The organism is Flavobacterium sp. NRK1 (assembly GCF_024054175.1).
In the GTDB taxonomy this organism is placed as follows: Bacteria; Bacteroidota; Bacteroidia; order Flavobacteriales; family Flavobacteriaceae; genus Flavobacterium.
In genome coordinates, this window is sequence record NZ_JAMXLA010000001.1 from 662,523 (window position 1) to 677,972 (window position 15,450).

A 15,450-nucleotide genomic window follows, 5' to 3' on the forward strand; every position below is an offset into this window, starting at 1 on the left:
ATCTTTATTCTTAATTTAAATCAAATCTTATGCCAAGAGATAAATTATTCTGATCAATATCGTTGTTGCTAAATACACTCTGTAAATCATATTTTGCATATAAACTTATATCTCCATAGCCTACATAAGCACTTACACCATAAACAAAGTCATTTACATTAAAATCACCTTTTGTTTTATTTCTTACTTTATTATCATCTTCATCATCATATTTCAGTATCTGCTTCTCTTTTACATTAACCCCTGCATAGCCTCCTAAACCAATACGAAAACTATCCTGTACCGGGTAATACGTTTTATCTCCGTTTACCTCTCTTTTAGAAAAGTCAAACTCCACATGCACAGGCAATACTAAATTTACATAACGAAGTCTTGATTTATTTAAATCTATTCCTGAGTCTACAAGCTCTGTTTTATTGCCGTTAAGAACAAACATTTTGTTATCATCCGGCCTTAGGTTGTTATATTGTAAAGACAAACCATATCTAAGATGCAGCAGATTGTTATTTTCAAACATCCTTGTGTTCCATGTAACACCCCACTCGTAAAAATCTGAGCCTCCTTTAAAATTTTCATTATCAATTTTTCCATCGGTCACAAGGCGGTTAGCACCAAGTGCAAATAAAAATTGCGATGTAGTTCTTTTATAACTGCGTTTATCAACTACTACTTCTGTACTGTCAGCATCATCTCCTTTTTCGTAGTAAAAGCTAAAACCGCTTCTTTTTCTTCTGCTTTTTACTTTACCATCTACTTTGTCTTTAACAAGTTCTGTTAGTTTTTGCTCTTCAACTGCAACCTTGTCCTCAATGTTTTTAGCACGCATTTTTGCAAGTTCCTTCTTTTTTACATCAGCCTGTTCTGCAGTTATCTCATTATTTTCAAGCTGAGTATTTATTGCTTCAACTTCTATTTTAAGCGAATCTTTCTGCTGTTTAGTAATTGTTTCAATATTTTTTGATATTTCCCTTGCCCTGTCTTCAAATGTTAGTGGTTCTTTTTCCTGGGCTGTTAATCGTGTTGCAAGCAGACATAGTACGCCCACAACATAAAAAGTTACTGTTTTCATGTTTGATGATATTAATTATTTATTTCTGTTGATTATTATTCGTAATTCCTGTTCGCTACAGCTACTTTTACTGTATTAAATCCTTTTACAACGCTTTGAAAAGCTTTGCTTCTGTAGCTGTCATTAAGCTCACCCTCTACCGAAGACAGGAGCGAATTGGGATCTACCTTCACGCCACTTTTCTTTTTAGGAGTAGTACTAACAGTGGCAAGTAAATTATCTGTACTGCTTGTAGCTATTTCATTTGGAGATTCTTTTTTATCAATTAATGCTATTGCTTCCTGCTTAACTATAGGAGCAGTATTTATAATTATCTTTTTATCAGTGTTATTTTTAACTGCTATTGGTGTGTGTTTTGAAAACGAAGGAGCGTTTTCTTTAACCTCAACAATAACTTCATCATTAGCTGTATTATCAGGAACAATTATTTCAGGTTTACCTGATTGCTCAATATCTCCCTGTTTGTCTACAACACTATCCTGCGTATTAATAAGCGTTCCGTTATTTGCTTTCTCCTGATTTAAAAACAAAACACCAACCAACAGGAATACCAAAAAAGCAGCCGCCATATATAACCATGTCCTGTTTGTTTTCGGCTTTTTGTTTTCGGCAACCGAAAGCATGGCATCCAGCCTGTCCCATGCCATTTCAGAGGGCTGAATTTTTCTTTGCTCCAGCTTATCTCTAAATTCCTGTTCCAATTTATTCGGTTCCATTTTCATAGTTCTTTAATTTATTAATCTCTTCCTTCAGCATCTTCCTTGCATGTGATAATTGCGATTTTGATGTCCCTTCATTTATCCCCAGCATTTTTGCTATTTCCTGATGTTTATACCCTTCTATCGCATAAAGGTTAAACACCATCTTATATCCATCCGGCAGGCTGTCTATAAGTGCTTGTATATCTTCTACCGAAAAATGGCTTTCTATATTATTAAAAGTATCTTCTGTATAAAATTCATCTTCAAGAAAGTTTACTTTTTTCTGTACTCTTAAATAAGATATACATTCATTAACCATTATCCTTCTTATCCAGCCTTCAAAACTACCTTTATACTCAAATGTCCTGAGGTTAGTAAACACCTTCATAAAAGCCGTTATCATTATATCTTCTGCCTGATGAACATCTTTTACATACTGCCTGCAAATGCTTAGCATTTTTGGCGCATATTTAGAGTAGATCTTTTGCTGTGCATGGCGGTTATTATCCGCTGCCTGCGCAATTATATCTTTCTCTTCCTGATGTAAGGCTATTACTTTCAAAATGATTGGTTATTGGTTTGCCTGTTATTTTTAATATTTAACCGACTTCTATTAACATAGACGAGATGCTTTGGAAAATGGTTGCATGAAAGTGTAAAAATAATTTAAAAAAATTATGATATTAAATTAAAGTACTGATTTACAGAATAAAAAAAGCCGCTCTAAAGAGCGGCTTTACTTAACTATAAAAATTAAAAACTATTTCTTAATGAATTTAGCAGTACTAATTTCTCCGTTTATTACTGTATTAACCATATAAACACCGCTTTGCAGCTGCTCTACGTTAATATTAGCTGTTTCAATATTTGGCGTTACTTCAAGCACTTGTTGTCCTAAGGTATTATATAACGTAACTTTTTCTATAGTATTTGCACCTTGTATTGTCAGCACATCTTTGGCCGGGTTAGGGTACATTACAAATTTATTTGCTTTAATATCATTAAGGCCTGTAACATCATCATTATTAAAATAAATATTATCTACAAATACGGTAGCTCCACCTTCGCTTACAAATACTAATTGCGAGATATGCTCATTAGCGAGCAAGCCTTCAAAATTTTCAATCGGAATATGAAGTGTAACCCATTCTCCCTGTGCAGGCTCAGCATATGTAACTATACCTTCAGAATCATCCGGGCCTCCATCATATTGACCATTAGCTCCAAAATCTACCATTTTAATAGTAAACGTTGTAAAATCTGCCGACCATACATCTACATTAAAGTGTGTCATTTCAGATATATTTATCTGATTAGCTATACCTATATCAACACCCACATAACCTAAGCCACCAAATTTTTTAGTATCATTACCTTCTACCTGTAAATCTACAAGTGAACCGGTAGACCAATCGGTATGCCAGGTTTCTATAGCCTGATCTGTATATACATTGCTAAATAAAGATATAACATTCGCTTCATCAGCTGTAGGATCCGGTGCTGCGGTCATTGGTTCGCTTATAACAACTTCTTCGGTATTAAAGAATACATTATCTATATATACGGTAGAAGTTCCGTTACTTGAAAATATAAGCTGTGATATATGTTCTTTTGAAGTAAGGTTTGCAAATGCAGTTAATGGTATATGATACGATATCCATTGTTCCTGAACCGGAGCGTCATATGTAATTTCGTGTTCGGTATCATCACCTCCGCCAAAAGCATTATCTGCTCCAAAATCTACCAGTTTAATTCTTAGCTGTGTAAAATCTGCCGACCATACATTCACATTAAAATGTGTCATTCCTGAAACATCGAGTGCATTTGGGCCTACAGTTTCAACACCGTTAAAGCTAAGATTACTGTATTTTTTAGTAGCATTACCGGCAATCATTACCTCTTCAAAATCTGCATCAGACCAATCGGTATGCCAGGTATCTACGGGAACATTTGTATATACCCCGCTAAATAATGATATAACATCTTCTTCAGCAATTGCAGGATCAGGTGCTGCCGTTGCAGGTTCTGCAGGGCTTACCATATCTTCATTACTAAAATAAACGTTATCTACAAAAACAGTAGCATTATTTTCTGAAACTAATATAAGCTGAGAAATATGCTCTTTAGTTGTAAGACCTGTAAAACTCTCCATTGGAATTTTAAGCGTATGCCATGTGTTCTGGCTTAATCCCGGGTAGTTAACCTGAAATTCAACATCATCGTCTCCACCAAAAGCGTTATCTGCACCAAAATCTACCAGTTTAACACCTACAGTAGTAAAATTCGGAGACCATACATCAATATTAAAATAAGTCATTCCGGTAGCATCAATCTGGTTAGGATTTACAGTTTCTATACCCACAAAACCAAGGTTGGTATATTTCTTTACATCATCACCATCAATGCTTACCTCTTCCAATGCACCGCTTGACCAGTCAGTATGCCATGTATTAACAGTAACATTGGTATATGCACCACTAAACATTGATATTACATCTTCTGCAGGAGCCGTTGGCATAGGCGCTGCTGCTGCAGGAGCCTGAGCATTTGTGTTCCCTATCAGAGCCAGTGGCACTAACAGAGCTAAGTAAAATTTCTTCATAAATGTTTTGTCTTTATAAGGTTTATGATAAAATTATGAAGTTTTTATACTTATGAATAAGAATTTAGCAATACAAATACTATACAAAAATGAATTTGATTTTTTAAAGTCTAAAAAACTGAGAAATGATTAATAAAATAAGATATTCTGCAATAGGAGATAAAGAATAAGTTTTTTATCTACAACGATGTTGTTGAGGCAATGTATAGTTATTTTTTATGAAATAAGAGAAATGTTGTGCAAAAGCAAGGAACACAACATTACAACAAGAAGCTATAATTTAATTAAAATTATATTTTTCTTTCAATAACATAGTTAACCATTAAAACAAGCGCATCTTTATAGACCGAATAAGGATAATCTGCAAGAAGTAAAAGTGCTTCTTCCCTAAACTCAGCCATTCTTTGTTCAGCATAGCCAAGTCCGTTTTTCTTAGTTACAAATGCAATAACTTCCTTTACGCGCTTTTTATCTTTATTATAATTCTTTACAGAATTAATTAGCCACTTCTTTTCTTCTTTAGTACTATTGTTCAAAGCATAAATAAGAGGAAGTGTCATTTTTTGTTCTTTTATATCTATACCGGTAGGTTTCCCAATGGCATCATCAGTATAATCAAACAGGTCATCTTTTATTTGAAACGCCATTCCTATAAGCTCACCAAATTTGCGCATCTTTTCGGTATGTCCCCCATCAGGATCTACAGAACAAGCACCAAGGGAACAGCAGGCAGCAATAAGTGTAGCTGTTTTTTGACGGATGATCTCATAATAAACATCTTCTGTAATATCAAGCCTTCGTGCTTTTTCAATCTGAAGTAACTCACCTTCACTCATTTCCCGTACCGCAACAGATATTATCTTCAGAAGGTCAAAATCGCCATTATCAATAGAAAGCAATAACCCTTTAGAGAGAAGATAATCGCCAACCAAAACAGCAATCTTATTTTTCCATAAAGCATTTATAGAGAAAAAACCCCTACGCCTGTTACTGTCATCAACAACATCGTCATGCACCAGCGTCGCGGTATGAATAAGCTCAATTACGGAAGCTCCCCGGTAGGTACGCTCGTTTACAGTTCCTCCACTAACCATTTTGGCAGTAAGAAACACAAACATAGGGCGCATTTGTTTACCCTTCCGGTTTACTATATAGTAGGTAATACGGTTAAGCAACGCCACTTTAGAAGACATGGACTCATGAAACTTTTTTTCAAAAAGTTCCATTTCCTGTGATATAGGCTGCTTAATCTGCTCTGTAATTTTCATTGCGCTTCAAAGATAGCAAAAGCCCCTTTACACCCAAAGAGGAATTGATAAAGTTTATTGTGAAGAAACCGATTCATTTTTGTTTGCAAGCTGCCCGCAGGCAGCATCTATATCTTTTCCGCGGCTGCGTCTTACTTTAGCCACTATATTATTTCTTTCAAGAGCTTTTATATAAGCATCTATAGTCTCGGCATCTGCCTGCTGAAACTCGCCATCATCAATAGGGTTATATTCAATAAGATTTACTTTGCATGGAACATATTTACAGAATTTTACCAAAGCATCTATATCCTGTTTCCTGTCGTTTATACCTTTCCACACTACATACTCATAGGTAACACGGCTTTTAGTTTTGGCATACCAGTATTCCAGTGACTCCCTAAGGTCTGCCAACGGAAAGTTTTCGCTGAAAGGCATAATTTTAGAACGGACTTCGTCTATAGCCGAGTGTAATGATACTGCAAGTTTAAAGCGTACATTATCATCTGCAAGTTTTTTAATCATTTTTGGAAGTCCTGACGTAGAAACAGTAATTCTTTTTGGCGACATACCCAATCCTTCCGGCGAGGTAATCTTATCAATAGCTTTAAGAACATTATTGTAATTCATAAGCGGTTCACCCATACCCATAAAAACAATATTTGATAAGGGCCTGTTATGATACAAACGGCTTTCACTATCTATTGCCGCTACCTGATCATAAATTTCATCAGGATTGAGGTTACGCATACGCTTCAGTCTGGCTGTTGCACAAAAATTACAATCAAGACTGCAGCCTACCTGACTTGATACACACGCAGTAGTCCTGGTTTCTGTTGGAATAAGAACTGACTCTACAACAAGACCGTCATGCAGCCGTACAGCATTTTTGACAGTACCGTCGCTGCTCTGCTGCATTTCATCTACATGTATATGGTTGATTACAAAATTGTCCTCCAGCATCTGGCGTGTAGCTTTAGCAACATTTGTCATATCTTCAAAGCTATGGGCACGTTTGCTCCACAACCATTCATATACCTGATTACCGCGGAATGCCTTATCGCCATTAGCTACAAAAAAATCGCGCAATTGTTCTTTTGTAAGCGCCCTTATATCTTTCTTCTCCGTTTGCATGGTGCAAAGGTAATAACTATTTGCCAAATATCTGTTTACGCCCGGAATGCAAAAATAAATCCGGTATATAGGATGCTAAGCTATACACCGGAATATTAAATTTTCAATAGTAAATTTAATTATTCTTTTACCAGTTTATAATTTGCTGTTTTACCCGCAACATCTGTAATCTTTAAAATATATACTCCGTTCGAAAGGCCTGATAAGTTAATTGTATTATCACCCGAAGTAAATCGCCCTTCCGTTACAATCTGTCCTAAGATACTATATACAGCATATTCGGTTTCTTCAGCGCTATCAACCCTGAAAACCCCATAAGATGGATTAGGATAAATTTTAATGCTATGCAGGGCAGCATCTTCTATACCTGCTGTTCCTAGTTGTTTGTAATTAATTGTAGTCGCGTTGGTATTACCGGGGTCAAGCCAGTCTTTCAATCGTGTAGAAGAACCTGACCCTGCATTCCATGATTTACTAAATCTTCCATAAAAATCATCTCCTCCATTAGTAACAGTTCCCTGACATTCCGATGAACCACCATATAACTGACCAATTATCCTTCCGTTATTATCAAATAACGGAGATCCTGATGATCCTGGTTCTGTAACGCCAAGATCCCATGACTGCACTTCCCACATAAACTGGCCAAAACCATTGTCTAATACCGGAGGATCATAATCCCTGCTCACTTTCATAATATCTCCTGATGGGTGATGTATTCCAAATGATGAAGCTGCAGGAGTTTCACTTCTATTCCAGCCGGCAAGTATTGTATTCCATGTAGAAGGCATGTTAGCCGTTATCTTAATAAGGCAAAAATCACTTTCCTCACGTCTTGCTTTAAGTTCTGCACCACTTACCGTCTGATAATAATTTGGAGCATTTGAAGTACTGCTTTGATTTTGTCCGCAAACAGGGTTAGGACTTATCCAGTTAAAACGGAATGCCCATTGCGAAAAATTCTCATCCGGTTCGGTACAATGATTTGCAGTTAAAAAATATGGTGTTCCATCATTAGAAGTATTATTTATTAGAGCTCCTGTGCAAAAACTATTATTAGCAACAATAATAAGCCCCACAGCCCTTTTATTAATATCCTTTAGTTCATTAATACCGTTAATATCACAATCTACATCATAATTACAGCTACCGGAAGAATTCAGGTCATTATCAGGAGATTTCACAGGAACCGATCTGTAGCCATGCACAACCTTAAAAATTTCAAGCTTGCCCAGCCCTTTTACATCTGCCGGCTCATAATACTCTATCCATATATCCTGACCGCTTACCAGCCATGTACCCAATACCCTTTGTTCATTATTCTGTGCCGCATCATAAGCGCCAAGTAAATCAGTTCTTTCATTATTATATAAATATACTTTTGCGCCGCGTGGCATATAATAATCACTAAACAAAAAATTCATGGTATGAGCTCCCTGTGAATAGTAGCGAATTCTCCATATTCTGTCTCCGTTAGGCAAAACCGTCCATTCCCCATTGTTCTGAAGGTTATGATCTACAAGAAATTCATAACCGTACCTCCATGGTTTGTTTTTACCTGCATCATTTACTCTGTCTTCAGCTTCAAGTTTTGCAAGATCAAAGCCTGGCATAGTAATAGCTTCAATTTTATTTATAGTATTAATTTCCCAGCTTGCCGGTTTACCTTCATTTGTAACCTGTGCATTAGTAATACTAATTAAAAAAATCAGTAAAAACGTAATTTTAAATTTCATTATCTCGGTTTTATAAGGTGGTAAAAATAAAAGTTTTAATGTTATATCATTACATCCTTTAAACTTTTGCCCCTATAATTAACATTAAAATATCCTTTATTACCTTTGTTTAAAAATACTACTATGCATTTTATATCTGAAGAACTTGAGGAGTATGCTGCTTTTCACAGCGAAAACGAACCTGAATTATTAGCTGCACTTAATAAAGAAACCCACCAGAAAATACTGCAGCCGCGTATGCTGAGCGGGCATTTTCAGGGAAGGGTACTTAGTATGATATCAAAATTAGTTAATCCGATGCATATACTGGAAATAGGTACATATACAGGCTATGCAACACTCTGCCTTGCCGAAGGTTTACAGCAAGGGGGAACATTAGATACGATGGATATTAATGAAGAACTATATGATTTTCAGCGAAAGTATTTTGATCTTTCTGAATGGAAAGATCAAATAACCCAGCATTTAGGCAATGCGCTTGATATTATACCTACACTCAATAAAAAATTTGACCTGGTTTTTATTGATGATGATAAAGAAAATTATATAAATTATTTTAATATGATAGTCCCACTTATGAATAAAGGGGGGATTATTCTTTCAGATAATGTTTTATGGAGCGGAAAAGTTTTAGAACTAGTAAAATCTAATGATAAAAGCACCAGAATACTTTTAGAATACAACAAGCTTTTAAAAGAAGACACAAGGGTAGAAACTGTATTACTCCCCATTCGTGACGGCCTCACTGTTAGTAGGGTTATCTAAATTTTCCTTTTGTTTAGGGAAAAACCTGTTTCTTAAATAAACATACAGCCTAAGTACCAGCCAACCTGTAAACAAACCCCAGGCATAACCAAGAAGTATATCTCCCGGATAGTGCAGGCCTAAGTAAATACGACTGTAAGCGAATATAAGGGGCCATAAGAAAAAGAATCCCATATATTTAAGATATGGCCTCAGCACCTTATATAAAAAGAAAGCTACAGCCATAGAGTTTGAAGCGTGGCCGGAAATAAAACTAAAAGACCTGCGGTGTTGTATAGCTCTTATAATACCTGCAATTTCGGGATTATTGCCCGGACGCAGTCTTTGAAAGCTATTTTTAAAAAGGTTAGTAGTCTGGTCTGTGAGTGCTAAAAGAACAGCCACCATACCAACAACAAGCAATGCATGCCGCCAGCCCAGCCTTTTAAAAGTTAAATAAGCAATAAGGGCAAAAACAGGAATCCAGCTGGTTTGCCTGGTAATAATTTCCCAAAGAGGATCAAAAAATTCGGAACCCAGGGAATTAAGATATACAAACACATCCCTGTCAAGATCCATTAGGCTTTTAAGCATATTATTTGATACGTTTTATAGGCCCGGACATATCTTCAATATCCTCTTTCACCTTATTTATTTCACCTGTGATATTCTTATTTATATTATCTGTCCCATTTCCAATTTCATTAAACGACTTCTTTATGCCATCTATATCGGCACTTTTATGAATTTCACTTTTAATGTCGTTTGTTGCATTCTTAAGCTGCTGCATTCCTTTACCCAGCCCGCGGGCAATTTCAGGAATCTTGTCAGATCCGAATAACATTAGGACAACCAGTATAATGAAGAAAAATTCTCCTCCTCCTATTCCAAACATAACTTCAAAATTTTAATATACAAATGTAATTATAAATACGTTTTTAATCAGTGAGTGGTTGTAGATTTCTTGCATTTAAATTTAATTTAACTAATTCTTAATTTTTTAAAAGAATTACGTGGCTATTTTGATCTTTTTTCGAGCTCATCAAATTTAGAATTACCCTCCTGCTTTGGCCAGCTGTTATTGTCTGTATCTATATCAGCAGTCATCAGTTTCGGATCTACTACAATCTTCTTAACTTTCTTATCTACTGCAAAAACGCGGGATGCTGTTTCATTATTTTTTCTCCATATCTGTACCGGAAAAGTATATGTTTCAGCAGTACCATCTTCAAACGTAAGCTCAGCAATTATTGGCATAAGCATATCGCCCGGTTTATTAAAAGTTACCTCATAAAAATATTGAGGAGTTTTTAATTTTGCTCTCTCAGCCGCTGTTAATTTTTCATTAAGATAATCATCCAAAAGCTTAATGTCTTTTATATCCAATGCTTTTTTGTCACGCGCCTTCATATCGGCATCATCTGCAACCATATATATAAACGGGCCTTCCTCCTGTCCAAACCTGCCTTTTCTTATTTTTACATCTTTAGCACTTTCCGGCTGTTTTTCGGTAACATAGTATTCTTTCACATCCTGAATTCCTATATCAACATAATCTGTTGTGTAAAACCAGCCTCTCCAAAACCAGTCAAGATCTACTGCTGAGGCATCTTCCATAGTCCTGAAAAAATCTTCCGGCGTAGGATGTTTAAATTTCCATCGGTTGGCATACGTTTTAAAAGCATGATCAAACAATTCCCTGCCCATTATTACTTCCCTCAGTATATTTAACCCTGTAGAAGGCTTAGCATAGGCATTTGAACCAAATTGATGAATAGATTCTGAGTTGGTCATTATAGGCTCAAGAAATTTCTGGTCACCACTCATATAAGGAACAATTTTAGCAGCAGGGCCACGTGCCGATGGATATTCTGAAGAATATTCCTGCTCGGTTAAATACTGCAAAAATGTATTAAGTCCTTCATCCATCCATGTCCACTGCCTTTCATCAGAATTCACGATCATTGGGAAAAAGTTATGTCCTACTTCGTGAATAATAACACTCATATTACCCCATTTAATTCTGTCGCTCACAAACCCTTTCTCATCGGGGCGGCCATAGTTCCAGCATATCATAGGATATTCCATGCCCTGATCTTCTGCTGATACCGATATTGCTTTAGGATAAGGGTAATCAAAAGTATACTTAGAATAGGTTTTTAGAGTATGAGCAACCGTTCTGGTAGAAGTTTCACCCCATAAAGGATTCGCTTCTTTAGGATATAAGGAGATAGCCATTACTGTTTTTTCCGACAACTTAACTGCCATAGCATCATAAATGAATTTTCTTGATGTTGAAAAAGCAAAATCTCTTACATTTTTAGCATTAAATTTCCATGTTTTCTTTTGGTTAGAAAAACCTTTCTCTGCCTTTTCAGCTTCAGCCTGGGTAACAATAACAACGGGTCTATCATATGATCTTGTAGCCTGTTCATACCTTTTTAACTGTTCTGAAGTAAGTACCTCAGCCCTGTTGATAAGATCCCCGGTACCGTCCATAATGTGATCTGCCGGAACGGTAATATTAACCTCAAAGTTACCGAAAGGCAAGGCAAACTCACCTGCTCCCCAAAACTGCATGTTCTGCCAGCCTTCTACATCATTATAAACCGCCATACGGGGGTAAAACTGCGCTATAACATACAGGTTGTTATTATCTTTATCAAAATGCTCATAACCAGAACGCCCTCCTATTTCGCGATAATTATTTATAGTGTACCACCATTTAATGGAAAAAGAGATTTCCGCTCCTGATTTTAAAGGGGTTGGTAAATCAATCCGCATCATGGTTTGATTAATAATATAATTGAGAGGTTTGCCCTGAGCATCATGAACATAATCTATATTAAAACCACCCGGAAAACCATCTTCCAGATAATTTCTTGAAAAAGCAGCCGGTTTATATGCCGGGTCCATCTTTTGACTATCAATTAATTTAGATTTTGAATCTTTAGCCTTTTGGTTCTGATCCAGCTGTACCCATAAATACTCTAATGCCTCCGGCGAATTATTATGATAGGTTATTGTTTCTTTACCCGTAAGCCTGGTATTTTTATCGTCAAGCTCAATATCCATTTTATAATCTGCCTGCTGCTGATAATAGGCTGGTCCGGGCGCTCCCGATGCTGTGCGGAACATATTAGGCGTTGCAAGCAAATCATACATCTGACTAAACTTATTATTGTCTTTGTGCCCCGCTTCGTGTTTTTGTACGGGCTGCTCCTGAGCTGCAAGCTGTAGCGACACTAACAGCGATAATGCATATAATGTATTCTTCATAATCGTATTTTAAAATTCCAGCAAACCTTCTGTTTCACCATTGGTAAGCAAAAGGCTCTTTTTGTTACCTTTTATATTAACATGAATTATATTTTGCTGGTCATCAAACATTTCTAACAGGGTTGTATTACCCACCCAAATTGTTTTCACACCACTTTCGGCAGGCAGGGTATAATAGCATATAAGGATATCATCCTCTGCTTCTTTACCTAAAAATTTTATGGGTTTTTCTTTGCCGTTTACTTTAATATGTATTTTTCCGGCAAAGTATTTCTTTAAATATTCACTGGCATCTGCAACTTCTGCAGAAGTACCCAGATAAAAGTGCTTTTTGTATTTTTTTACAAAAGCAGCCTCAAGATCATCTATAAAAATACGGGAAGTGATTTGTATTTCCTTTTTGGAAGAAACATAATTAAACTGAAATACTGCCACATAATATTTATGCCATGCCATAGCCATAAGCATAAAAACAACTATACTAAGCGACAAATATTTGATTTTTTTAATCATCGCCCCAAATGTAATAAACTTAACTGTTTATTTACTCCTTTTTAAATATTCCTTGCTTTTTACTACAAGATAATCAGTCAGTTCAAACTCATTTTTAGGATCAAGCAATTCAGCAGTTTCTTTTCCGTTATCACAAAATGCAAGAAACAAACCTATTTGGTCATGCGGAATATTTAATGTCTGGGTAAAAAAATGATGGGTAAAACGCTCTTTTACAGCATCAGAAAATGTTTTGCTATCTGTAGTTCCATATATTTCTCCTTTGTCTTTTTTAGTCGGTTTCTTTTTAAAAAACATCCGGTAGACTTTTATAAAATCTACACCTTTCAAACTACTTTCTGTAGCAGGAAGGGCGCCGTTTACCGGTTGTTGAGAAACAGGAAATTTTTCGAGTTTCATAGCAGTTTCATGGTCAAGTCCCGAATTTAATGACAGTGTTTTAGTGTTCTTGCTATCCTGATCTAACTGACCGCTGAGCGAATTGGCTTTTATAACAACCTCATCAAGCATTTTTACATCAACATCAAGCTTAATAATAAGCTGGCTTTCCAAAAAATCAGCCTCATTTAATACTAAACGCGCTGCCCGAAATGATATGCCCGAAAAAAACAGAGTATCTGTAGCTCTTGCATAAATGGTAAACCGGCCATTTTCATCTGTAACCGCACCTATTTTAGAATTTATATTTAATACGGAAAGATTTTCAACAGCTAATGAGTCGGCTATTACTTTTCCATGTAATATAGTTCTGGGAGCTTTTTGTGCTGTTGCAAATAAAGGCAGCAGCAATAACAGTGCGTAAAATAATTTAGTTTTCATGGGCTTGGATTTGGTTTGTAAAACTGCGTATTTTATTTTAAGTTATAATTCTGTTTCAATTTTAGGATCAGGTAAATAACGCTTTGCATTGTTATTACAAATTAACATATTATATAGAGCAGCTTATTTTTCATCTTTAAGCTTAAGATATTCTTTTGCAAGATTCATCATCAAAAAATCTATATATTGTTTATTGTCTTTCTTAATTGCATCTTTAAACGACTCATCCTCCACCAGATAAAAAATAAAGCCATCTACATATTCTTTTGGAATTCCGTACTGGCTGGTTATTTCATCTTCATTATATATACCTCTTATATTATCTGCAATAGTTTCTTTCTTTTCAGTTTCATATGCCCTTCTTAACATTTTTGTACGCCCTGAAATAGCATTGATAATTGGATCAAGTCCTATTACTGTACCAACACTAAAAGCTCCCGCCGTATAAAGCCTGCGCTCTGCCACGGTACGCTGTAACAGTCCCTTAGGTACCAGCCCTAATGTTTCCGCATCTATTTTCCCGTATTTATCTATAACTACCTCGTCAAGTTCGTAGGCATTATAATTAACACTTATCACATAGGGTTGTTCCTTAAAAGAATCCGGCAGTAATTTAAATTCACGTACTATAATCTTAGCATTATAAACAACCAGCTTATCACCAGGATTTGCCTCAATAGTAAAAAAACCTTTATAATCTGTTTTAACCTCTAAACCTGTTGTTTTGTTTATTACATAAACATTAGGCACTCCTGTAACATCAGAAACCACTTTGCCCTCAAGTATTTTTTTTTCCTGACAGAGAGCAGTTAACGTTACAAACAGCATTACTATATATAGCAGCTTATTTTTCATTTTTAATAAGTTCAAGATACTTGTTTGAAAGTCCACTCATAAGAAATCTTGACATAGTATAATTCTTGCTTTTTAGTGCCCTTGCAAAATTGGCATCTTCAACAAGATAAAACACAAAACCTTTTAAGTATTCTTTTGGTATATGAAACTTTGTTATCAGTTCTTCTTCAGTATAAATATAATTAATCTTCTCCATTAACGCTTCCTTTTTAGCAGTTTCATTAGCTTTTTTTAGCATTTTGGTGCGTCCGGATATAGCATTAAATATACCATCTACACCATTAGTAGCAGTATAAACCCTTCGTTCACCGGGGGTGTATTGTTTCTGCCCTATCGGAACAAGGCCAAGCGACTCTGCATTAATATAACTGTAGTCTATAATAACAAGCTCATCAAGTTCATGCACATATTTATCTACCGGAACAATAAGCAATTCAGATTTTACATCGGCTTCTTCAAGCACTATGTTTTTTGCTATAATATTAACTGCAGAAAATATAATTGTATCATTAATTTTGGCGGAAATAGTAAAATATCCGCCCCGTGTAGTGGTAACAGTAGCCTCGGTAGCTTTATTAATTACATAAATGCCTTCCAGATCATCTAAATCGCATTTTAATTTACCTTTTAGGGGAAGCCTCTCCTGAGCTGTAAGCATTGAAGTACTGGTGATAAGGGAAACCAGAAAAAATAAATTTTTCAAGTAAATAAGTTTAGGTGATTGATGATTTAAAAAGATAGAGCTGCGCAT

15 protein-coding genes are annotated in these 15,450 nt (G+C 35.7%); 1 reads left to right on the forward strand and 14 read right to left on the reverse strand.

Translation table 11 applies throughout. The annotated features are described in order from the left end of the window. Positions 1-10: 10 nt before the first annotated feature. The 7 genes from NHE85_RS03270 to NHE85_RS03300 all read right to left on the reverse strand — a co-directional run bounded on the left by NHE85_RS03270 (position 11) and on the right by NHE85_RS03300 (position 8,489). On the reverse strand, positions 11-1,069 hold the full coding sequence (locus NHE85_RS03270; protein WP_252809635.1) for a hypothetical protein: 1,059 nt from the start codon (positions 1,067-1,069) through the stop codon (positions 11-13). Positions 1,070-1,104: 35 nt separating this feature from the next. Continuing rightward, the gene (locus NHE85_RS03275) at positions 1,105-1,785 is read right to left on the reverse strand and encodes a hypothetical protein (protein WP_252809637.1); all 681 of its coding nucleotides are present in this window, start codon (positions 1,783-1,785) and stop codon (positions 1,105-1,107) included. Then, positions 1,772-2,332, reverse strand: a complete 561-nt coding sequence (locus NHE85_RS03280) for an RNA polymerase sigma factor (RefSeq protein WP_252809639.1) — start codon at positions 2,330-2,332, stop codon at positions 1,772-1,774. The genes NHE85_RS03275 and NHE85_RS03280 overlap by 14 nt, the downstream gene beginning before the upstream one ends. 198 nt (positions 2,333-2,530) lie before the next feature. Further along, the gene (locus NHE85_RS03285; protein WP_252809641.1) at positions 2,531-4,372 is read right to left on the reverse strand and encodes a T9SS type A sorting domain-containing protein; all 1,842 of its coding nucleotides are present in this window, start codon (positions 4,370-4,372) and stop codon (positions 2,531-2,533) included. 290 nt (positions 4,373-4,662) lie between these two features. Next, the gene (locus NHE85_RS03290; protein WP_252809643.1) at positions 4,663-5,640 is read right to left on the reverse strand and encodes a polyprenyl synthetase family protein; all 978 of its coding nucleotides are present in this window, start codon (positions 5,638-5,640) and stop codon (positions 4,663-4,665) included. Positions 5,641-5,694: 54 nt separating this feature from the next. Further along, complete coding sequence (gene rlmN, locus NHE85_RS03295) at positions 5,695-6,753, reverse strand: 23S rRNA (adenine(2503)-C(2))-methyltransferase RlmN (RefSeq protein ID WP_252809646.1); 1,059 nt, start codon at positions 6,751-6,753, stop codon at positions 5,695-5,697. 119 nt (positions 6,754-6,872) lie between these two features. Next, positions 6,873-8,489: a T9SS type A sorting domain-containing protein gene (locus tag NHE85_RS03300; RefSeq protein ID WP_252809647.1), complete on the reverse strand. Its 1,617-nt coding sequence runs from the start codon at positions 8,487-8,489 to the stop codon at positions 6,873-6,875. A gap of 123 nt (positions 8,490-8,612) precedes the next feature. On the opposite strand from NHE85_RS03300, the gene NHE85_RS03305 reads away from it, so the two are divergent. Next, positions 8,613-9,254 carry an O-methyltransferase gene (locus NHE85_RS03305; RefSeq protein WP_252809649.1) on the forward strand — a complete coding sequence of 214 codons (642 nt, stop codon included), beginning with the start codon at positions 8,613-8,615 and terminating at the stop codon, positions 9,252-9,254. On the opposite strand, the gene NHE85_RS03310 is transcribed toward NHE85_RS03305, so the two are convergent. The 7 genes from NHE85_RS03310 to NHE85_RS03340 all read right to left on the reverse strand — a co-directional run bounded on the left by NHE85_RS03310 (position 9,210) and on the right by NHE85_RS03340 (position 15,402). Continuing rightward, positions 9,210-9,827: a phosphatase PAP2 family protein gene (locus tag NHE85_RS03310; protein WP_252809651.1), complete on the reverse strand. Its 618-nt coding sequence runs from the start codon at positions 9,825-9,827 to the stop codon at positions 9,210-9,212. The genes NHE85_RS03305 and NHE85_RS03310 overlap by 45 nt on opposite strands. A gap of 1 nt (position 9,828) precedes the next feature. Further along, positions 9,829-10,128, reverse strand: a complete 300-nt coding sequence (locus NHE85_RS03315; RefSeq protein WP_252809653.1) for a twin-arginine translocase TatA/TatE family subunit — start codon at positions 10,126-10,128, stop codon at positions 9,829-9,831. Between the two features lie 122 nt (positions 10,129-10,250). Continuing rightward, a complete protein-coding gene (locus NHE85_RS03320; protein WP_252809655.1) occupies positions 10,251-12,512 on the reverse strand; it encodes a M1 family metallopeptidase in 2,262 nt (753 codons plus the stop codon). A 9-nt stretch (positions 12,513-12,521) separates the two neighbouring features. Further along, positions 12,522-13,025, reverse strand: a complete 504-nt coding sequence (locus NHE85_RS03325) for a DUF6702 family protein (protein WP_252809657.1) — start codon at positions 13,023-13,025, stop codon at positions 12,522-12,524. Between the two features lie 27 nt (positions 13,026-13,052). Beyond that, complete coding sequence (locus tag NHE85_RS03330; RefSeq protein ID WP_252809660.1) at positions 13,053-13,844, reverse strand: carboxypeptidase-like regulatory domain-containing protein; 792 nt, start codon at positions 13,842-13,844, stop codon at positions 13,053-13,055. 123 nt (positions 13,845-13,967) lie between these two features. After that, entirely contained in the window at positions 13,968-14,699 is a 732-nt protein-coding gene (locus tag NHE85_RS03335; protein ID WP_252809662.1) for a hypothetical protein, read from the reverse strand. Then, the gene (locus tag NHE85_RS03340) at positions 14,689-15,402 is read right to left on the reverse strand and encodes a hypothetical protein (protein ID WP_252809664.1); all 714 of its coding nucleotides are present in this window, start codon (positions 15,400-15,402) and stop codon (positions 14,689-14,691) included. The genes NHE85_RS03335 and NHE85_RS03340 overlap by 11 nt, the downstream gene beginning before the upstream one ends. Positions 15,403-15,450 lie beyond the last annotated feature (48 nt).

Coding starts and splice junctions, on each gene's coding strand:
- NHE85_RS03270 (WP_252809635.1), bottom strand. CDS start 1,069: ATGAAAACAGTAACTTTTTATGTTGTGGGCGTACTATGTCTGCTTGCA.
- NHE85_RS03275 (WP_252809637.1), bottom strand. CDS start 1,785: ATGGAACCGAATAAATTGGAACAGGAATTTAGAGATAAGCTGGAGCAA.
- NHE85_RS03285 (WP_252809641.1), bottom strand. CDS start 4,372: ATGAAGAAATTTTACTTAGCTCTGTTAGTGCCACTGGCTCTGATAGGG.
- NHE85_RS03290 (WP_252809643.1), bottom strand. CDS start 5,640: ATGAAAATTACAGAGCAGATTAAGCAGCCTATATCACAGGAAATGGAA.
- rlmN (WP_252809646.1), bottom strand. CDS start 6,753: ATGCAAACGGAGAAGAAAGATATAAGGGCGCTTACAAAAGAACAATTG.
- NHE85_RS03300 (WP_252809647.1), bottom strand. CDS start 8,489: ATGAAATTTAAAATTACGTTTTTACTGATTTTTTTAATTAGTATTACT.
- NHE85_RS03305 (WP_252809649.1), top strand. CDS start 8,613: ATGCATTTTATATCTGAAGAACTTGAGGAGTATGCTGCTTTTCACAGC.
- NHE85_RS03310 (WP_252809651.1), bottom strand. CDS start 9,827: ATGCTTAAAAGCCTAATGGATCTTGACAGGGATGTGTTTGTATATCTT.
- NHE85_RS03315 (WP_252809653.1), bottom strand. CDS start 10,128: ATGTTTGGAATAGGAGGAGGAGAATTTTTCTTCATTATACTGGTTGTC.
- NHE85_RS03320 (WP_252809655.1), bottom strand. CDS start 12,512: ATGAAGAATACATTATATGCATTATCGCTGTTAGTGTCGCTACAGCTT.
- NHE85_RS03325 (WP_252809657.1), bottom strand. CDS start 13,025: ATGATTAAAAAAATCAAATATTTGTCGCTTAGTATAGTTGTTTTTATG.
- NHE85_RS03330 (WP_252809660.1), bottom strand. CDS start 13,844: ATGAAAACTAAATTATTTTACGCACTGTTATTGCTGCTGCCTTTATTT.
- NHE85_RS03335 (WP_252809662.1), bottom strand. CDS start 14,699: ATGAAAAATAAGCTGCTATATATAGTAATGCTGTTTGTAACGTTAACT.